We start from the raw sequence: 18,925 nt of genomic DNA on the forward strand, positions 1-18,925 counted from the left end.
TGGTTAAGTATCTGTGTTACATAAGCGAAGTGGTTTTGATTTTATAACGCGAGTTGTGTTGTGAATATTGTGTGGAGTTAAATTCCAAAACATAAAATCCAAAAAACAAATGAATTCCAAAAACCTAAAATCTAAAAAATTCAAAAGGTTTATTTTTTCAAATTTTAAATTTTGAAATTGAAAATTATTAGAAATTTGATTTTTGAAATTTGGAATTTTCTCAACTATCTTTTATTCTGAATAATCTCAGCCAACAATTTTTTAGCACGCAATAATTTGATTTTGACGTTACTCAACGGTTCCTCGAGTTGTTCGGCAATTTCTTGGTAGCTCATTTCTTGGAAGTAGCGTAGCTGGATTACTTCTTGATAATGAGGTTTTAATTCTTTGATGAATTGTAGTAGTTGCGAGAGATTTTGCTCGGTAATTAGCTCGTCTTCGGCCGATGGTGAACTGTCAGCAACATTATAGGCTTGTTGGTCTTCTTCATCGGTAATTTCGATGAAAAGTGCTGTTTTTTTCTTGCGAAGTAAATCGATGTGTACGTTTTTGGCAATCGCAATTAACCATGTATTGAACTGGTATTCGGGGTTGTACGTTGCAATTTTGTCGAATGCTTTGGAGAACGTTTCTATAGCAATGTCTTCTGCATCGGTTTCGTTTTCGGTGCGTTTGAGCATGAACCCATAGACTTCATTCCAATAATGATCGAGTAGGTAAGTGAATGCTACTTGATCGCCTTTTTTTGCTTTTTCTATGTGAGGGTTTATTTCCAATGTACGGGTTTAGAGAATGTGTTAGTAATGAATACATTCAATTGGATAAAGATAAGTGCAATTTCGATGAAAGGAAACCAATACATTACGTCTTTTTCGTTCAGTTTTCCTGATGCAAATCCTAGACTTATCCAAGTAAATAGATAACGGAAACCAATCAAACTTAGTACCACAATCCATTGGAACTGACAAATTAACAGTACAATAGGCAAAATAAGGAACAACAGTTGGCTTAAATAGAAAAGCGCTAACTGACTTCGATCGAATGCCTTGTAATGCTTAGCGGTTGCTACGTGTCTTCTTTTTTGAGTAAACCAATCTGAAAAAGTAGTTTTTGGTTTTGAAAACGTAAAACTCTCTTTTGAAAAGCAAATGGTAGTGTTTTGTGAATTAGATGCTTCGTTGATGAATAAATCGTCGTCGCCCGAGCGAATTTTCATGTGTTCAATGAAACCATTTGTTTTGAAAAACTCTTCGCGTTTGTAGGCCATATTGCGACCAACTCCCATATACGGTTTACCCAATTTTGCCCAACCAAAATACTGAGTTGCGGTCAATAATGTTTCAAATCGAATCATTTTGTTCAGGAATGAGCCTTTGATTTTTTCGTAGGCACCATAGCCCAAAACAATGGTTTTTTGCTGCGAAAAATTAGAACTCATTTCTTTGATCCAATCTTTTGATGTAGGGTAACAATCGGCATCAGTGAATAATAAGTATTCGTTTTTAGCCGCTTTAATTCCAAGTGTTAAGGCAAATTTCTTATTTCCCCAAAACGCTTCGTTATTTTCAACTTTTACCAATTTAATATTGGAATATTGTTTTTCAAAAGCTTCAAAAATTTCTAAAGTTTCATCGCTGGAAGCATCGTCAATCAATACAACTTCAAAATCAGGATAATCTTGTTCAAGTAATAAGGGAACAAATTGTTTTACGTTTTCCTCTTCATTTTTAGCGCATACAATTACTGAAATTGGGATTCTTTTTGGAGTGCTGGTTTGTTTTTTAGCGAAAGAAAATTTCCCAAAAAACACAACATAATACAAAAATTGAATCGCTACAACTGCAATGAATAAACAGAAAATGATTAGTAACATTGGGTACTGACTTTTTTTAAAACGAGTGCAAAATTACGAAAATCAATTTGGAATAGCGAATTAATAAATTGTGAGTTTTCAACAACGATTAACGCGTGCATTTTTTCATTTCATTGGCGATGTTAATCGATTGATTGTCATTTCTTTTTTCGAGTTCAGAAATGATGTTTTGATAATTTTTCGAATCCCTGTTTTGCGATAGTTTTTTGGTAGCTTCGATGGACGTGATTTCCATCTCAAAAGCAGCTATACCGCGAGCTTGCCGCATGGTTTTTTCAGATAAATCTTCGATGCGAATTGGGTTTTCTGATTGAGTTTCGTATTTGTCAACTAATTTTTTGAGTGAAGTAACGGTTTCATCGTAATTTAAAATTCGGACGTTTCCGTATACGTGAACCGCTATGTAATTCCACGTTGGTACATTTTCATGATCGTACCACGACGACGAAATGTACGCGTGTGGACCACTGAAAATAGCCAAAACCTCACTACCATTTTGTAAACTTTTTGCTTGCGGATTTTCGATGGAAAGATGACCAACGAGTACTTCTTTTCCAGCTGAATTGGTTTCTAAAACCAGTGGAATATGTGTTGCCCAAGGTTTACCATTGACTTGATTGATGAGTAATGCAAATCCGTTGTGGTGAATGAAATTGCGAATTTCCTCTTGGTTTTCGTTTTTGTATAAATCGGGAATGTACATTTTGAATTACAATTTAAATTATTTAAAAGATTATCAATTATCAATTGTTTTTTTGGTAGAGCACGCCATCGTGGAGTTCGAATTCACATTTCATAACGAAGGTCATGCCGATTTTTTCTAGCACTTTTACCGAAGCAACATTGGCTTCCATGGCGCGTCCGACGATTTTGGTCAAATGTAATTGATTGAAACCATAGTCTAGGCAGGCTTTAGCCGTTTCGGTAGCGTAACCTTGATTCCAGTATTTTTTGAAAAATCGAAAGCCAAGATCCGTTTCGTTCAATTCGGGTGAATATTTTAATCCGCACCAGCCTAAAAACTCATTCGTTTTTTTGTCAATAACTGCCCAACGACCGTAACCGTATTTTTGATAAGGATTGTAGTTTTCAAGAAATTGTCGCGCTGCATCAATTGATTCAAAAGCGTTATCGCCTGTGTATTTGATGACTTCAGGATCTAAATTTAATTCGTAGAAATGAGTTGCATCGTCAATGGTTAATTGGCGGAGATAGCAACGGGAAGTTTCGAGGATTTGGTTCATGGTTTACTTATTTTTTGGAACGCGGATGTAACGGATTTGCTAACGCAATACGCTGATTTATGCTGATTTTTCTGAAAACTGTGACTGAGACTGAAAACTAACTTTAGTTCTACTTAGTTACAAAACGTCTAAACTAGCCCCGATTGAAGGAAGCACCGCGTGCGACGTAAAGCGGGACAAGAGTTCTTACAACGATGAACGTCTGCTGCTAAAAAAAAAACTCAAACTTCGTACTTCCAATTTCGCATTTCGTACTTCTAAATCACATTCACTTCGGCTTCGATTGCGATGCCATATTTGTCGAAAACCGCTTTTTGAACTTCTTTTGATAAGGCGAGAATTTCTTGCCCGGTTGCGTTTCCGTAATTGACCAAAACCAAGGCCTGATTTTTATGAACGCCAGCGTCGCCTGTGCGATAGCCTTTTAAACCTACATTTTCAATGAGCCAACCTGCGGGAACTTTGACTTCGGTATCAGAAACTTCAAAGAATTTTACATCCGGAAATTGATCTTGTACTTTTAGGAATTGAGCTCGAGAAATAATTGGGTTTTTAAAGAAACTGCCACTGTTTCCGAGTTCTTTTGGATCAGGTAATTTGCTTTGTCGAATGGCGATTACCGCATTGGAAACGTCTTTTAAAGTGGGTGTTACGATGTTGTTTTTCTCTAATTCTTTGGTAATGTCTCCGTAAGCGGTGTTGATTTTATGATTGCGTTTAGTGAGTTTAAAAACGACTGAAGTAATGATGTATTTGTCTTTGGCTTCGTGTTTGAAAATGCTTTCACGGTAGCCAAAATCGCATTCTTCTTTGGTGAATGTTTTGGTTCGTTGCGACAGTATATTTACCGCATCACAGGAAACAAAAGTATCTTTGATTTCGGTTCCGTATGCTCCGATATTTTGCACTGGTGTGGTTCCGACATTGCCCGGAATTAGCGACATATTTTCCAATCCGCCAAAATCGTGTTCGATGGTCCAGAGTACAAATTCGTGCCAATTTTCGCCCGCCATGCTTTCTACCCAAACGTAATCGTCGTTTTGGTCGATGATTTTTTTTCCTTTTAAATCAACGTGAATGACCAAAGCGTCAATGTCTTGAGTCAAAAGCATATTGCTTCCGCCACCTAAAATGAATTTTTTATCCGATTCGTGATTTTTGAGAATCGTTTTTAATTCATCGATGGAATGAACGGCTACGAATTGCTTGGCTTTGGCTTCGATGCCGAAAGTGTTGAATTTTTTTAGGGAGAAATTTGATTCGATTTCCATAGTATAAATTTTAACACAAATTACACAAATTAACACTAATTACATCTGTGAAAATTTGTGAAATCTGTGTTTTAGTCTTCGGTTTCAAGCGCCCGTCGTAAAAAGTCGTTCATGGGTTTTAAGGCGATTAATTTCTGAGCTACTTTTTTGCTGAAATCGGGTTGAGTGAACCAATCGTCGTCAATTTTTTGCGAAGCCGTATAACTTTTTAATTTCAAAAATTCAATAGCCGGATGATTCGGATCGATGTCTTTGGGTGCTTTTTTGAGCATGTTACTTTCATCTCGAGTCAAATCGGTGTATTCTTTTTTGAAGGTTTTGTCATTTACAATCGCTTCTAAATCGTCGTGAAAAAACTCAATTTCTTTGCGAATGAGTTTGAGTTCATTGGGTTCTGGGCACCAAACGCCACCGGCTACAAACGAATTGCCTCTTTCGAAGTGAATGTAGTAACCCGGACTGTTTTTACGATTTTTGTTTTGAGTAAACCAAACTCCCATATTGGTTTTGTAGGGCGATTTGTCTTTCGAAAAACGAATGTCACGATTGATGCGAAACGTGCAGTTTTTAATTTCCAATGGTTCTAAAGTAGGATCCAATGGTTTCATTTCACTCAAGATGGACGCAATAAAATTGTGGTAGTCTTTTTTATAGTTTTCGTACCTTTTTTTGTTGGCATGCATCCATTCGGTGTTATTGTTAGCGATTAAATCGTCTAAAAATTGCAACGCTTCTTTTGTGATCATATTATAGTTTTTTTCTTAGTTCTTCTTCCGAAACGTAACCTTCGCCTTGCCACGTTACTTTTTTGTTTTCGTAGACCATTAAAGTTGGCAAAAACTCCACTTTTAGTTCGTTAGCCAAGGTTTCGTTTTTGTCTACGTCAATTCGGATGATGGTTACTTTATCTTTTAATTCTTCGGTCATTTTATTTAAAAAAGGCTCCATTTTTTTGCAAGGTCCGCACCATTCAGCATAAAAATCGATGAGTACTTTTTTGTCGGTCTCTAATAATTTATCAAAATCGGCTTTGGTCATTCCAGCTGGTGATGGTTTTGAATTGCCCAATCCAAGAGCATTCCATTTCATCATTCCACCCTTCATATTATACGCTTCTTTAAAACCCAATTCTTTCATTTTGGCTAATGCTGTTGCGCTTCTTCCGCCACTTAAGCAATACACAAAAGTAGGTTTGGATGTGTCGAGTTTGGCAATTTCAGTAGCGAAATTTGGGTTATTGATGTCGATATTTATGGCGTTTTCTAGGTGTTTCGAATTAAATTCTTCAGGTGTGCGAACATCAATTATTTGCGGGTTTTGTGCCGATTGAAGTTTTTCTGCAAATGATTTTGCATCGATGGTTTCGTTAATTACAGTTGATTCACTTGCGGTTTCTTTGTTCTGACCTTTGCAACTGATTAATAAAAAAGTAAGTGCAACTAACGTTAAAATTTTTGATTTCATAAACTGTTTTTTAATAAAGCACAAAATTAAAGTAGTAAAAGTAGAATAATATAACAAATGTTACAAACTAAATATTTTATAGCTTTGATGAGTCGTTTTGACTATGGTTTCGGTACGTTCGGGATGCGTGTCGGAGATGAATAACTGCCCGAATTCCTCTTGATTGACCATTTCTACAATTTTACTTACGCGGGTTTCATCTAGTTTGTCAAATATATCATCAAAAAGTAAAATGGGTTTTTCACCGCTTTGTTTTTTTACAAATTCGAATTGCGCCAATTTTAATGCAATTAAAAATGATTTTTGTTGGCCTTGAGAGCCGAATTTCTTTATCGGATGACCGTCAATTTGAAACGCCAAGTCGTCTTTGTGAATTCCGACTGAAGTATATTGCAACGCTCGGTCTTTGGCTAAATTTTCTTCGAGTAATGTTAATAAATCATTTTCAAATAAATGACTTTCATACACCAATTGCACCGTTTCTTCTGAACCCGTAATAGCTTGATGGTGTTTGTTGAAAATAGGCAGAAAATCAGTGATGAATTCTTTTCTTTTTTCAAAAATGGATTTTCCTAAACCGTCTAATTGTTGGTTGTAAATCGACAAAGTCTCATTGTCAAAAGTATGATTCAAGGCAAAATATTTCAATAATGCATTGCGCTGACTGATGATTTTTTGGTACTGAATTAACTCTTGCAAATATGAAGATTCCAATTGAGAAATGACACTGTCGATGAAACGTCTTCGGGTTTCGCTGCCTTCAATAATCAAATCGTTATCAGCTGGAGAAATGATTACTAAAGGAATGAATCCGATGTGATCTGAAAATTTTTCGTAAATTTTACCGTTGCGTTTCAGAATCTTCTTTTGTCCTTTTTTGAAACTACTGACAATTTGTTCGTTGCGTTCGCCTTTTTCAAATTCGCCATCAATTACAAAAAAATCTTCATTGTGTTTGATGTTTTGTACCGCCAACGGATTGAAATAACTTTTTCCATTAGCCAAATGATAGATAGCATCCAAGACATTCGTTTTTCCAATGCCATTTTTTCCTACAAAGCAGTTGATTTTGGCATCAAATTCGAATGTTGCCTCGGAAAAATTTTTATAATTGAATAAAGAAATCTTTTTTAAAAACATTGGTGATGGCTTACGAATACTACAAAAAGAGCAATTTTTATGCTCCTTTTTTTAAGTGGGTGCAAATTATTGAAAAATATCGACAAAAATCGCTTTTAATTCTCAATAAAAATTTTATTTTTGCGCACACTAAATTAAATTTAAATGGCAACTTATAATAAGAGAGGTTACAAACCAGCAAAAGAAAAAGAAGAAAAATTAGACAATACTTTTATTGAAGATACACCCAATGTTGATGCTAAAGATAGTACAACTGCAAAAGCATTTGACGCATTAGATCAGACTGCTTCCAAAACGGAAGAATTTGTTGCCAAAAACCAAAAATACATCTTAGGCTTTTTAGGTGCAGTTGCTGTAGTAACTATAGGTTATTTGATGTACCAAAAATTTATTGTTGGTCCGAATGAAGAAGAAGCTGCAAACGAAATATTCGTAGCTCAACAAAACTTTCAAAAAGCGGTTGATGCAACCACTGCTCAGGATTCGTTGTTTAATTTAGTTCTAAAAGGTTCTGAAGGAAAACAAGGTGTTGTTGATATTGCAAATCAATATTCTGGAACAGACGCTGGAAATTTAGCCAATTACTACGCTGGAATTTCATATTTGAATTTAGGTAAATACAAAGAAGCTATCGAATATTTAGAGAAATTCTCTTCAGACGATGTAATGATTTCTACTATTGCTAAAGGAGCAATTGGTGATGCATTTGCTCAAAGAAATCAACCAAAAGAAGCTTTAGAATACTACATTAAAGCTGCTCAAATGAATGAAAATGAGTTCACTACTCCACGTTATTTGTTAAAAGCAGGGAAAACAGCTTATGCTTTAGGAAACAAAGCGGATGCATTAAAATATTTTACTGAAATCAAAGAAAAATTCGAATCTTCACAAGAAGCTCAGAATATTGATGCTTTGATTGGAATGGTACAATAATAGTGGACAGTCTCAGTCCCAGTTTACAGAAACTGCTTACTGCGACTGAAAACTGAAAACTGAGAAAAAATGGCTACCGAAAATAAAAACTTATCCAATTACGATAAAAACACAATCCCAAACGCGAAGAACTTTCGGTTTGGGATTGTTGTTTCAGAATGGAACGAAACCATAACTGAAGGTTTGTATAACGGAGCAATTGCAGCATTATTAGATTGTGGTGCAGTACAAGAAAATATTATTCGTTGGAACGTTCCTGGAAGTTTTGAACTCGTTTATGGTGCGCAACGCATGATAGTCACTCAAAATGTTGATGTGGTTATTACGATTGGTTGTGTCATCAAAGGAGAAACCATGCATTTCGAATTTGTATGCGAAGGCGTAACGCAAGGCATTAAAGACTTGAATGTGCAAACCGATGTTCCTGTTATTTTTTGTTTGTTGACCGATAATACGATGCAACAATCGATTGATAGAAGCGGAGGAAAGCATGGAAATAAAGGAACTGAAGCTGCAATTGCTGCAATTAAAATGGCCGAACTCAGACGAACTTCTGAAAACATTTAATTTTACAATTCATGATAATTACAAAACCTATTCTTTTGGAGTAGGTTTTTTCTTTTTTAGTAAGTTGTTAACTATAATAAACAATAGAATTTCCGTAAATTTGCTAACTTTGATTTTTCGCAAATTTTGTCAATATCAAATACAAACTCAGAACCCAAAAAAATAATGTCGAGTATTATTCAATTACTTCCTGATCATGTTGCCAATCAAATTGCTGCGGGCGAAGTAGTTCAACGACCAGCATCAGTAGTAAAAGAATTACTAGAAAACGCCGTTGATGCCAGAGCTACTGATATCAAACTCATCATCAAAGACGCAGGAAAATCCTTAGTACAAGTAATTGACAACGGAATTGGCATGAACGTTACCGATGCGCGTTTGTGTTTTGAACGTCATGCGACATCAAAAATTCGACAGGCCGAAGATCTATTCGATTTACACACCAAAGGTTTCAGAGGTGAAGCATTAGCATCGATTGCTGCAATTGCTCATGTGGAAATGAAAACCAAGCAAGGGCAAGATGAGTTAGGAACGCACATTATTATTGAAGGAAGTAAATTCGTTGCTCAAGAACCAGCCGTTTTGCCCAAAGGAACTTCTTTTGCAGTAAAAAATCTGTTTTTTAATATTCCAGCACGACGCAACTTCTTGAAATCTGATACGATTGAATTGCGTCATATTATAGATGAATTCCACCGTGTGGCATTGGCGCATCCAAATATTTATTTTACGATGATTCACAATGGAAGTGAAGCGTTTAATTTGCCTCAATCCAATTACAGACAGCGAATTGTAAATGTTTTTTCGGCCAAAACCAATGAGAAATTAGTTCCTGTTCAAGAAGAAACCGAAATTTTAACGGTACATGGATTTGTTGGAAAGCCCGAATTTGCTAAGAAAAATCGCGGTGAACAGTTTTTCTTTGTCAATGATCGTTTCATCAAAAGTGGTTATTTGCATCATGCGGTGGTGGCGGCTTTTGAAGGTTTGTTGAAAGATAATGCACAACCGAGTTATTTCTTGTATTTGAATGTTCCGCCGAATACAATAGATATCAATATTCATCCGACTAAAACGGAAATTAAGTTTGATGACGAGCACGCTTTGTATGCCATTTTGCGTTCTTCTATCAAGCACAGTTTAGGGCAATTTAATGTTGCGCCTGTTTTGGATTTTGATCGCGATCCAAATTTGGATACGCCGTATCAATATCAAAATAAGGCGGCAGAATACCCAACAATTCAAGTGGATAGTACTTTCAATCCATTTGCTAATGATTCGAACGATAGTGAACTAGCGAAGCTGAAATCCGTAAAATCGTATTCGAGTGATTCATCCTACAGAAGACAAGAAGTTGGCGCCAATTGGGAAAGTTTGTACGTAGGTTTAAAACAAGAAACCGAAGAAATTACTAGTTTTTCATTCGAAACCGAAGAAATTACTGCATCGCTTTTTGATGATAAAGAAGAAGAACAAACAACCAAAAGAACGTATCAAATTCACAAAAAATACATTGTAAGTCCGATTAAATCAGGAATGGTAATTGTGGATCAAAGCAGAGCACATCAACGTGTTTTGTACGAACAATTCCTGTCGAATATGACTGTGAAACAAGCGTCGAGTCAGCAATTGTTATTTCCGTTGCAACTGCATTTTTCACCAAAAGAAATTGAATTAATAACCGAATTGCAACTTTCATTAGAAAATACAGGGTTTGTTTTTGAATCGGTAGAATCCGATACAATCCATATTTCTGGAATTCCCGTAAATACTAGTGAAAGTGAAGTTTCGATAGTGTTAGAACAATTGATTTCGGATTTACAAGACGGAATTCCCGACAGTAGTTTTTGTCAAAATGATACCATTGCCAAATCGATGGCTAAAAGTTTAGCCGTAAGAACGGGAACGTATCTAACAGAAAAAGAACAAGAGAATTTGGTAAATAACTTATTTGCCTGTAAAGAGCCGAATATTTCTCCTTTTTTAAAACCCACTTTCATCACCATGAGTGTTGATGATTTAGATAAAAAATTCAGTATATGATGAACATCACTCCAGTAGTAAAGCAACTACTGATTTTGAATATTATTTTCTTTATTGGTTCGCAAATGGTGCCAATTGCTAATAGCTATTTTGCGTTGCATTATTTTGAAAATCCTATGTTTAAACTATGGCAACCCTTGTCTCATATGTTTATGCATTCTAATTTACTGCATATTTTTTTCAATATGTTTGCATTATTCTCTTTTGGAAGTGCTCTAGAGAGTTTTTGGGGCGGAAAGAAGTTTTTGTTCTTTTATATTTCATGTGGATTGGGGGCAGCACTTTTGCATACTGTGTTTGATTATTTTCAACTTCAAAATATATTGAGCTCGGTGTCGGATTTAAACTTATCACACGATCTTCTCAACAAAGTACTAAGTGTAAAATTTGATGATGGAATTGTGTATCGTTCTGATTTTTTTGAAGATGCAATAAAACCAATACTAATTGAAAATAATAAATGGAACCTAATTAACGAAGACAATTTTAGAACTTTATTTCAAGCAGCAATTCAATTTGATTCAAAAGCTGTAGGTGCATCAGGAGCGGTATACGGACTTTTAGTAGCTTTTGCTTTTATGTTTCCGAAAGCTGAATTGATGATGATGTTCATCCCGATTCCTATCAAAGCCAAGTATTTTGTGCCAGGATTATTATTGTTGGATTTGTTTTTAGGATTAAAAGGTTCATCTTTTTTCGCAGCTGGAAGCACTGGAGTTGGACATTTTGCTCATATTGGAGGCGCAATAACTGGATTTATAATGATGTGGTTTTGGAAAAAGAATCAATTTAATCATAGACGTTGGAATTAGAGTATGAGTAGAATAGTTGACGATATTAAATTGCAATATAAAATTGGCGGAATAGCCAATCGATTGATTTATTGGAATGTAGGTGTTTTTCTGCTTTCAATAGTTTTTTTCTACAATTTTAGGGAAATGAGTTTTGAGTATCCCAATTGGATCATGGTTTCTAATAATCCTTCAATTGTATTACTTCGACCTTGGACAGTTTTGACTTATGCATTTTTGCATGCTTCGTTCTGGCATTTGTTCTTTAATATGTTGATGCTAAATTTTACTACTCGTTTATTTTTAACCTATTTTACTCAAAAGCAATTACTCGGTTTGTATCTTCTTTCCGCTATTTTCTCGGGTATTATTTTTTGTTTGAGTTATTTTATTTTGGGAGTAACAATGAATCTTGTAGGAGCTTCTGCGGCTGTAATTGCAGTTTTAGTAGCTACTACTTCCTATAATCCTTTAATGGAAATTAGGTTGTTTTTGATTGGTAATGTAAAGTTGTGGCATCTAACAGGGGTAATATTGTTACTGTACTTATTGCAAATTGGATTTGCTAATACTGGTGGACACATTGCTCATTTTGCCGGCGCTTTTTTTGGTTATATTTACATAGTATTATTAAAACGCGGAACCGATTTAGCTTCTGGTGTTAATTCATTTATTGATTTCATTGTAAATTTGTTCAATAAAAAAGACAGCACTAAGTTTCGAAAAGTATATGTAAATCCGAAGAAACAAGCGGAAAAAAGAGAAAGTAGAATAATAACTAAAGATAAGACTCAGCAACAAATAGATGAGATTTTAGATAAAATCAGTAAGTCGGGTTATGATAGCCTGACAAAAGAGGAAAAAGAATTTTTATTCAATGCCGGTAAATAAATGAAAAAGCTCTCATGGTTTAATAAAGTAATGTACTTCTTCAATATAGTCTTGACTATTTTGTCGTTTGTTGCTTTTGTTTTGCCATTTCTAGCGCCGAAATTGTTTCCGCTGTTATCGGTTTTGACCTTGCTTCTTCCTTCGTTTTTGGTAGTGAATTTATTATTCTTTTTGTATTGGTTAATCCAGTTCAAACGCCAAATTATTTTATCGGGAATTGTGCTTTTACTCGGAATCACATTCGTTAACAAATACTATAAATTTTCTTCTATTGATTTACCTCACGATACCAACGATTTTACGGTAATGAGTTACAACGTTCGTTTGTTCAACTTGTTCAAATGGATGGAAAAAGACAATGTAGGTGAAGAGATTCTGAATTTTGTGAATGAACAAAGTCCGGATATTTTATGCATACAAGAATATTCTTCCTCAGCTGATGTTCGCTTTCGATTGTACAACTATCAATATTTCCATAAGCAAGGAAAAAAAATCAAAACCAGTCAGGCCATTTTTTCAAAATTTCCAATCATTAACGATGGAACTATCGAACTTCCTGAATCCAATAATAGCGTTGTATTTGCCGATATTCGAAAAGGAAAAGATACCATTAGAGTGTATAATATTCATTTGGAGTCCATCAAGATTTCGCCCGATGTGACTGAGTTGGAAGAAAATGTAGAATCCATTAACAAAGAAAAGTCGCAAATGGTGTTCAATCGAATTAGTGAAGCATTTAAAAAGCAACAAATTCAAGCCGAATTGATTTCAGAACACAAAAAAACCTGCACCTATCCGTTGATTATTTGTGGAGATATGAATAATAGTGCTTTTTCTTACGTTTATCGCAACATTAAAGGAAGTTTGAACGATTGTTTTGAAGAAGCAGGAAATGGTTTCGGGCAAACGTATCAATTCAAATACTATCCAGCGCGAATTGATTATATTTTTGCCGATAAATCAATGGAAGTAAAGAGTTTTAAAAACTTTCCGAAATTCAAAAATTCGGATCACTTTCCTATTATGACGCGTTTGAGAATTAAGGAACAATAAGCGTTTGTTTCTTTAAATAATCCAAAGCATAACGACCTTCATTGAACAGTAAATCCAAAATACTTAAATTGTTCAAATAACCGTGTTTTTCTCCAAAGACCTGAGTGTACGACTCAAATTGATTGGTGTCTTTTTTACCATTTACTAACGAACGAAAGTCTATTTTTTGGGGAACGTCATGAAAAAATTCCGTTGTTTCATCGTACGGAAAATCCAATCCCAAACACTTCGAAACGATTTCCATCGATTGCAGATTCAAATCCATTAAAAAGGTATGTTTCTTTTCAAAAATAGGTACGATATCATCTTCAAAATATTCAAAAAAAGGTGAAGTTCGATACGCCGCTTCTAACGATTTGAAATGTTGTTTTTGCCAACCAAAAGCGTCTTCAATTCTGACCTCTTTTGTTTTTTGATGCGCAATTTTGGAATGCTTGATTGGAATATTGAGTAATTGCAAACCATTCGGACTGTAGATGTACATCCGATTGCGATTGGTTTGCTTCTGAAAATTATCTTCCATTTCAAACGTCACTAAATCGGCTTGAGCTATGGCAACAAAATGTGCTATAGATGGGAAATAACTGGGGTAAATTAGGATGTTATTCATTTCTTTTGGTTGTAAGTTGTAGGTTGTGAGTTGAATCATTTTAACTTACAACCTACAACTTACAACTTCACAATTAAGCTTTTACTTTCTTTCTCTTTTTCCAAAAATATTCTCCTACAAAATACAACGCCAATAACCCTAAGAAGTATTTGAAATACGATTGGGGTTGACCTTCACCACTAACCGTTGTAAACATTCGATCCCAACGAATTTTCCAATTTTTAATACCATCGTTTATTCCGTCAATACTCATCCAAATGAATATTGGTTTTCCAACGATGTGATTTTCTGGAACATAACCCCAATATCTGGAATCTTCCGAATTATGGCGATTGTCTCCCATCATCCAAAAATAATCCTGTTTGAAAGTGTATTTTGTTTCTTTTTTGTCGTTGATGTAAATGGAATTTCCTTTGATTTCCAACTTATTGCCTTCGTATTCAGTAATGATTCGGCTGTAAAAAGGTAAATTTTCTAGGTTGATATCAACCGATTTTCCTTCTTGTGGAATGTAAATCGGACCGTAATTGTCTTTGTTCCATTTATTGATGTGAGGAAAGATTCCATTCTCTGCTTCCTTTGAAATATTTCGGGTAACCGATAGTATACCAGGAACACTTCTTAATCGTTCTGCCGATTCAGCGGTTAATGCAGCAATGTACAACGAATCTCTGTTTTCAGTTAAGAAACCAGCGCCATCAGTTACATTCATGTCTTTTAATAGAAATTCAAAATCAATCGGTGTTTTACCATCATAAACTGCTGTATACGAATACTGAGGTTTCGCTCTTTCAGGTAAAATAAGTTCTTTTCCATTGACAAAAATGATTCCGTCTTTAATTTCTAAATTGTCACCCGGAATTCCCACGCAACGTTTTACGTAATTCGATCGTTTATCAATGGGTTTGTCAACATGTCTTTTTGATGGATCTCTGAAGAAATAAACGGTATCAATAGGCCAGTTGAAAACGACAATGTCATTATTTTTAATTTTCTCATAACCAGGAAACCTGAAATAAGGCAATTGAGGCCATTTTAAATACGATTTTGTCTTGACAATTGGAATTGTATCGTGTACCATCGGAGCTGCAACGGCAGTCATCGGAGTTCTCGCACCATAATTGTATTTACTCACAAAAAGAAAGTCGCCCACCAACAATGATTTTTCTAATGATGAAGTCGGAATTGTAAAGGGTTGGATGAAGTAAGTATGCACAAAAGTAGCCACAATTACAGCAAACAGAAGCGAACTAATAGTATCTGAAGTAGCATTTTTAGGTTTTAAACTGCGGTCGGCAATGTGTTGAACATTTTGAGTATAGTTGACGTAATAAATGTAAAATCCTAATGTAAAAACACCTAGAAGAGTATCAATAGTTGAGTTTTTTCCAAAGCTACGCAAGGTTTCCACCCAAACAATTGGAAACATAATTAGATTGATTACAGGTATGAACAATAGTAATGTCCACCAACTTGGGCGATTGATGATTTTCATCAAAACAATCGAATTATAAACCGGAACAAAGGCTTCCCATTTTTTTCTACCTGCTTTTTCGTATAATTTCCATGTTCCTAATCCGTGGATTAATTGTACGATTAGGAAAAAAACAAACCATTGATATGTACTCATAATTGGTGTATTTGGTTATGTGCTTACTTGTTAATTTGTTAATTTGGTTTTCGAATAATCGAATTAACGAATATCCAAATCCAAAACATCTCGCATTGTAAAAACGCCTTTTTTGCCCAAAATCCATTCGGCCGCAATGACCGAACCTAATGCAAAACCGTCTCTGCTGTGAGCTGTATGTTTGATTTCGATGGTATCAACTGTCGAGTTATAAAAAACACTGTGCGTACCAGGAACATTTTCGATTCGTTTGGCGTCGATGAATAATTCGTTTTCGTCATGATCTTCGTCAATCGTCCAATTGGAATAATCCGAGTTTTTGATGATGTCTTTAGCCAATGAAATAGCCGTTCCACTTGGTGCATCCAACTTTTGTGTGTGGTGAATTTCTTCCATTGAAACCGAATATTGATTGAATTTTGACATCATTTTGGACAAATAATCATTCAGTTCAAAAAACAAATTCACTCCCAAACTGAAATTAGAGCCGTAAATAAATGAACCGTTTTTTTCGTTACACAAGTTCACCATCTGATCGTAATCGTTCAACCAACCTGTAGTTCCTGAGACAATCGGAACATTGGTATTCAAACATTCCGAAATATGACCAACAGCCGCACTCGGAACACTAAAATCTATCGCAACATCGGCATTGGATAATCCTTCAAATGAGTTGGAACTGCCTTTGCGCAACACAATTTCGTGACCGCGTTCCAAAGCAATTCGTTCAATTACTTTCCCCATTTTTCCGTAACCTAAAAGCGCTATTTTCATTTCGTGTTAGATGTAAAATTTGAAGTTTTGTTACACTACTTAGTTAAAAGTTATAACTGAGTGTCAAAGCTAAATTCTGTCGGTTGTACAAATCGTCTTGTTGTAAATCGGGTTTCACTGATAAATTATCGTTTACGTTAAATTGCATCAAATGCGCATCAACATTGGCGTCAACGATGTTTAAAATGTATAATCCAACAGTTACAATTGCCGATAAATCGCGGTTTTTTTGATAAAATCGCTGACCTTGAATCAAACGATCATTATCCAAATAACTAAAGTCATCGGGTTTTCCTGCCAAACGATTTTTGTAAGCATCGCGGTATTGATGGTACTTTTTGTTGTTCCACATGTACGAATACACTCCAGTTCCAATCGCACCATACACAATCGGAATTTTCCAGTATTTTTTGTTGTAAGCCTGACCTAAACCAGGTAAAATAGCGGAGTAAAACGCTGCTTTTGAAGGCGCAAGCGGATTGGTAGTACTTTTTTTAGCAGTCGAATCTTTTACTTTGATGTTCTCTACTTTCAACTCGTCTTGAGCCAAAGAAAGTGTAGTTCCAATGAAAAAGAAAAGCGCTATGTAGAAAAGGCTCTTCACTAACCGTTGATTAATTTGATAATGCGATTGAAATCTTCTTCCGAATGAAACGGAATGGAGATTTTTCCTTTTCCATTTCCAGCTACTTTTACGTCTACTTTCGCTCCAAAGAAGTTGGTAATCGCTTTTTTCTGTTCATCAGCAACTGTGAAAGAAGAAGCGGCTTTGGTCGTTTTACCTTTAGGTTTCAATCCGTCTTGGTAATTTTTAACTAAGGCTTCGGTATCACGAACGGATAAATTCTGACTGACAATTTTTTGGTAAATATCAGCCTGAACATCTTGATTTTCAATATTAATGATGGCGCGACCGTGTCCCATTGAAATGAAACCATCGCGAATTCCGGTTTGAATAATCGGATCCAATTTCAACAAACGCAAATAATTCGTAATCGTTGAACGTTTTTTACCCACGCGTTCGCTCATTTGCTCTTGTGTTAACTGAATTTCGTCAATCAAACGTTGGTACGAAAGAGCGATTTCTATTGGATCTAAATCGTGACGCTGAATGTTTTCAACCAACGCCATTACTAACGATTCGTTGTCGTTTGCAATTCGGATGTACGCAGGAACAGTGGCTAATCCAATCAATTTAGAAGCGCGCAAACGACGTTCTCCCGAAATCAATTGGTATTTGTTAAAGTCTAATTTTCTAACGGTAATAGGCTGAATAACGCCTAATTCTTTAATTGACGAAGCCAATTCCTGAAGCGATTCTTCATTAAAATTGGTACGCGGCTGAAACGGATTGATTTCAATAGTATCAATATCCAATTCAATAATGCTGCCCACTACTTTGTCGGCATTTTTATCGTTAACCGATTTGATATCGTTTGCCGGATCTTTCAATAAGGCAGATAATCCTCTTCCTAAAGCTTGTTTCTGTACTGCTTTTGCCATCTCTTAATTACTATTTTTCTTGATAATCTCTTCGGCTAAACTCAAATAATTGGCGGCACCGCGACTCGTAGCGTCAAATCCGATGATGCTTTCTCCAAAACTCGGTGCTTCACTCAATTTCACATTACGCTGAATGATGGTTTTGAATACCATGTCGTTAAAGTGTTTTTGAACTTCTTCCACCACTTGGTTCGACAGACGCAATCTCGAATCGTACATCGTCAATAACAATCCTTCAATATCCAATTCGGGATTGTGTATTTTTTGAACACTTTTTATCGTGTTTAATAATTTTCCTAAACCTTCTAAAGCAAAATATTCACACTGAATCGGAATCACAACCGAATCAGCTGCAGTCAAGGCATTCAACGTCAACAAACCTAACGATGGAGCGCAATCAATCAAAATGTAATCGTATTGATCTTTGATTTTATCCAAGGCTTGCTTGAGCATGTACTCGCGGTTTTCTTTGTCAACCAATTCAATTTCAATCGCCACTAAGTCAATGTGCGCCGGAATCACATCTACATTTGGAGAATTAGTTGCAATAATTGCTTCTGCTGGCGAATTACTGTGCTCCAAAATTTGATACGTTCCGATTTCTACACTTTCTACATCAATGCCCAAACCCGAACTCGCATTAGCTTGTGGATCGGCATCAATCAATAATACTTTTTTCTCTAAAACACCCAGTGATGCGGCTAAATTAACCGAAGTTGTTGTTTTTCCAACACCACCTTTCTGATTGGCAATTGCAATGATTTTACCCATTTATACTTTAAAAATTTTGAGGTGTAAAAATACGATTTTTTATGGTTTATAAAAGCCTTATTTGTTAACAATAGTTAATTGTTAATTTTTTTATTTCTAAAAGCTAATCCAGCTGTGCATTACAAGTTTTTACTCTGAAACTATTTTTTTGTAAGGCTCGCTAAGAGATTCCATTGGTCGCTTTATCCAGCCAACAAAAAATACAGTTTCAGAGTAAAAAGCTTTCCATTTCCATCTGGGCTAGGGCAGTTGTAGTGTTCAGTAATAAGTGTTGAGAAGAAAGAAGAAAGACCGCTGCGCTGCAAGAAGCAAGATTCAATTTTCTTAATCTTGCAGCGCAACGATCTTTCAGCAAAGCGGTCTAGCA

The 18,925-nt window shown here is 35.5% G+C and carries 20 protein-coding genes; 6 read left to right on the forward strand and 14 right to left on the reverse strand.

What is annotated here, in order from left to right; translation table 11 throughout:
* Window positions 1-224: 224 nt before the first annotated feature.
* The 8 genes from VK161_RS07855 to recF all read right to left on the reverse strand — a co-directional run bounded on the left by VK161_RS07855 (window position 225) and on the right by recF (window position 6,992).
* Window positions 225-776, reverse strand: coding sequence for an RNA polymerase sigma factor (locus VK161_RS07855; RefSeq protein ID WP_324214222.1), 552 nt, complete (start codon window positions 774-776; stop codon window positions 225-227).
* Complete coding sequence (locus VK161_RS07860; RefSeq protein ID WP_324214223.1) at window positions 767-1,873, reverse strand: glycosyltransferase; 1,107 nt, start codon at window positions 1,871-1,873, stop codon at window positions 767-769. Before VK161_RS07860 ends, VK161_RS07855 begins: the two co-directional genes overlap by 10 nt.
* A gap of 88 nt (window positions 1,874-1,961) precedes the next feature.
* On the reverse strand, window positions 1,962-2,576 hold the full coding sequence (locus VK161_RS07865; protein WP_324214224.1) for an FMN-binding negative transcriptional regulator: 615 nt from the start codon (window positions 2,574-2,576) through the stop codon (window positions 1,962-1,964).
* A 40-nt stretch (window positions 2,577-2,616) separates the two neighbouring features.
* Window positions 2,617-3,117: a GNAT family N-acetyltransferase gene (locus tag VK161_RS07870; protein ID WP_324214225.1), complete on the reverse strand. Its 501-nt coding sequence runs from the start codon at window positions 3,115-3,117 to the stop codon at window positions 2,617-2,619.
* 257 nt (window positions 3,118-3,374) lie between these two features.
* Window positions 3,375-4,388, reverse strand: coding sequence for a UDP-N-acetylmuramate dehydrogenase (gene murB, locus VK161_RS07875; protein ID WP_324214226.1), 1,014 nt, complete (start codon window positions 4,386-4,388; stop codon window positions 3,375-3,377).
* Between the two features lie 71 nt (window positions 4,389-4,459).
* A complete protein-coding gene (locus tag VK161_RS07880) occupies window positions 4,460-5,134 on the reverse strand; it encodes a DUF2461 domain-containing protein (protein WP_324214227.1) in 675 nt (224 codons plus the stop codon).
* Window position 5,135: 1 nt separating this feature from the next.
* Entirely contained in the window at window positions 5,136-5,852 is a 717-nt protein-coding gene (locus tag VK161_RS07885; protein ID WP_324214228.1) for a thioredoxin domain-containing protein, read from the reverse strand.
* A gap of 60 nt (window positions 5,853-5,912) precedes the next feature.
* The gene (gene recF / locus VK161_RS07890; RefSeq protein ID WP_324214229.1) at window positions 5,913-6,992 is read right to left on the reverse strand and encodes a DNA replication/repair protein RecF; all 1,080 of its coding nucleotides are present in this window, start codon (window positions 6,990-6,992) and stop codon (window positions 5,913-5,915) included.
* A gap of 144 nt (window positions 6,993-7,136) precedes the next feature.
* Between recF and VK161_RS07895 the strand changes: the two genes are divergently transcribed.
* The 6 genes from VK161_RS07895 (at window position 7,137) to VK161_RS07920 (ending at window position 13,270) form a co-directional block, all read left to right on the forward strand.
* Window positions 7,137-7,925: a tetratricopeptide repeat protein gene (locus tag VK161_RS07895; protein ID WP_324214230.1), complete on the forward strand. Its 789-nt coding sequence runs from the start codon at window positions 7,137-7,139 to the stop codon at window positions 7,923-7,925.
* Window positions 7,926-7,994: 69 nt separating this feature from the next.
* Window positions 7,995-8,492 carry a 6,7-dimethyl-8-ribityllumazine synthase gene (ribH, locus tag VK161_RS07900; RefSeq protein ID WP_324214231.1) on the forward strand — a complete coding sequence of 166 codons (498 nt, stop codon included), beginning with the start codon at window positions 7,995-7,997 and terminating at the stop codon, window positions 8,490-8,492.
* A 165-nt stretch (window positions 8,493-8,657) separates the two neighbouring features.
* Window positions 8,658-10,535, forward strand: a complete 1,878-nt coding sequence (gene mutL / locus VK161_RS07905) for a DNA mismatch repair endonuclease MutL (RefSeq protein ID WP_324214232.1) — start codon at window positions 8,658-8,660, stop codon at window positions 10,533-10,535.
* Complete coding sequence (locus tag VK161_RS07910) at window positions 10,532-11,347, forward strand: rhomboid family intramembrane serine protease (RefSeq protein ID WP_324214233.1); 816 nt, start codon at window positions 10,532-10,534, stop codon at window positions 11,345-11,347. The genes mutL and VK161_RS07910 overlap by 4 nt, the downstream gene beginning before the upstream one ends.
* A 3-nt stretch (window positions 11,348-11,350) precedes the next feature.
* Window positions 11,351-12,217, forward strand: a complete 867-nt coding sequence (locus tag VK161_RS07915; RefSeq protein WP_324214234.1) for a rhomboid family intramembrane serine protease — start codon at window positions 11,351-11,353, stop codon at window positions 12,215-12,217.
* Window positions 12,218-13,270 carry an endonuclease/exonuclease/phosphatase family protein gene (locus VK161_RS07920; RefSeq protein WP_324214235.1) on the forward strand — a complete coding sequence of 351 codons (1,053 nt, stop codon included), beginning with the start codon at window positions 12,218-12,220 and terminating at the stop codon, window positions 13,268-13,270. It abuts the gene before it with no gap.
* Here the strand turns inward: VK161_RS07920 and VK161_RS07925 are convergent.
* The 6 genes from VK161_RS07925 to VK161_RS07950 all read right to left on the reverse strand — a co-directional run bounded on the left by VK161_RS07925 (window position 13,257) and on the right by VK161_RS07950 (window position 18,558).
* Window positions 13,257-13,880, reverse strand: coding sequence for a WbqC family protein (locus tag VK161_RS07925; RefSeq protein ID WP_324214236.1), 624 nt, complete (start codon window positions 13,878-13,880; stop codon window positions 13,257-13,259). The two genes, VK161_RS07920 and VK161_RS07925, sit on opposite strands and share 14 nt — an antisense overlap.
* A 73-nt stretch (window positions 13,881-13,953) precedes the next feature.
* The gene (gene lepB, locus VK161_RS07930; protein WP_324214237.1) at window positions 13,954-15,510 is read right to left on the reverse strand and encodes a signal peptidase I; all 1,557 of its coding nucleotides are present in this window, start codon (window positions 15,508-15,510) and stop codon (window positions 13,954-13,956) included.
* Between the two features lie 63 nt (window positions 15,511-15,573).
* The gene (gene dapB, locus VK161_RS07935; RefSeq protein WP_324214238.1) at window positions 15,574-16,284 is read right to left on the reverse strand and encodes a 4-hydroxy-tetrahydrodipicolinate reductase; all 711 of its coding nucleotides are present in this window, start codon (window positions 16,282-16,284) and stop codon (window positions 15,574-15,576) included.
* A 43-nt stretch (window positions 16,285-16,327) separates the two neighbouring features.
* Complete coding sequence (locus VK161_RS07940) at window positions 16,328-16,888, reverse strand: DUF5683 domain-containing protein (protein WP_324214239.1); 561 nt, start codon at window positions 16,886-16,888, stop codon at window positions 16,328-16,330.
* Complete coding sequence (locus tag VK161_RS07945) at window positions 16,888-17,787, reverse strand: ParB/RepB/Spo0J family partition protein (protein WP_324214240.1); 900 nt, start codon at window positions 17,785-17,787, stop codon at window positions 16,888-16,890. The genes VK161_RS07940 and VK161_RS07945 overlap by 1 nt, the downstream gene beginning before the upstream one ends.
* A gap of 3 nt (window positions 17,788-17,790) precedes the next feature.
* Complete coding sequence (locus VK161_RS07950; RefSeq protein WP_324214241.1) at window positions 17,791-18,558, reverse strand: AAA family ATPase; 768 nt, start codon at window positions 18,556-18,558, stop codon at window positions 17,791-17,793.
* Window positions 18,559-18,925: the final 367 nt, after the last annotated feature.

Source organism: Flavobacterium sp. (assembly GCF_035299245.1).
GTDB lineage: Bacteria > Bacteroidota > Bacteroidia > Flavobacteriales > Flavobacteriaceae > Flavobacterium.

Coding starts and splice junctions, on each gene's coding strand:
- VK161_RS07860 (WP_324214223.1), bottom strand. CDS start 1,873: ATGTTACTAATCATTTTCTGTTTATTCATTGCAGTTGTAGCGATTCAA.
- VK161_RS07865 (WP_324214224.1), bottom strand. CDS start 2,576: ATGTACATTCCCGATTTATACAAAAACGAAAACCAAGAGGAAATTCGC.
- VK161_RS07870 (WP_324214225.1), bottom strand. CDS start 3,117: ATGAACCAAATCCTCGAAACTTCCCGTTGCTATCTCCGCCAATTAACC.
- murB (WP_324214226.1), bottom strand. CDS start 4,388: ATGGAAATCGAATCAAATTTCTCCCTAAAAAAATTCAACACTTTCGGC.
- VK161_RS07880 (WP_324214227.1), bottom strand. CDS start 5,134: ATGATCACAAAAGAAGCGTTGCAATTTTTAGACGATTTAATCGCTAAC.
- VK161_RS07885 (WP_324214228.1), bottom strand. CDS start 5,852: ATGAAATCAAAAATTTTAACGTTAGTTGCACTTACTTTTTTATTAATC.
- recF (WP_324214229.1), bottom strand. CDS start 6,992: ATGTTTTTAAAAAAGATTTCTTTATTCAATTATAAAAATTTTTCCGAG.
- VK161_RS07895 (WP_324214230.1), top strand. CDS start 7,137: ATGGCAACTTATAATAAGAGAGGTTACAAACCAGCAAAAGAAAAAGAA.
- ribH (WP_324214231.1), top strand. CDS start 7,995: ATGGCTACCGAAAATAAAAACTTATCCAATTACGATAAAAACACAATC.
- mutL (WP_324214232.1), top strand. CDS start 8,658: ATGTCGAGTATTATTCAATTACTTCCTGATCATGTTGCCAATCAAATT.
- VK161_RS07910 (WP_324214233.1), top strand. CDS start 10,532: ATGATGAACATCACTCCAGTAGTAAAGCAACTACTGATTTTGAATATT.
- VK161_RS07915 (WP_324214234.1), top strand. CDS start 11,351: ATGAGTAGAATAGTTGACGATATTAAATTGCAATATAAAATTGGCGGA.
- VK161_RS07920 (WP_324214235.1), top strand. CDS start 12,218: ATGAAAAAGCTCTCATGGTTTAATAAAGTAATGTACTTCTTCAATATA.
- VK161_RS07925 (WP_324214236.1), bottom strand. CDS start 13,880: ATGAATAACATCCTAATTTACCCCAGTTATTTCCCATCTATAGCACAT.
- lepB (WP_324214237.1), bottom strand. CDS start 15,510: ATGAGTACATATCAATGGTTTGTTTTTTTCCTAATCGTACAATTAATC.
- dapB (WP_324214238.1), bottom strand. CDS start 16,284: ATGAAAATAGCGCTTTTAGGTTACGGAAAAATGGGGAAAGTAATTGAA.
- VK161_RS07945 (WP_324214240.1), bottom strand. CDS start 17,787: ATGGCAAAAGCAGTACAGAAACAAGCTTTAGGAAGAGGATTATCTGCC.
- VK161_RS07950 (WP_324214241.1), bottom strand. CDS start 18,558: ATGGGTAAAATCATTGCAATTGCCAATCAGAAAGGTGGTGTTGGAAAA.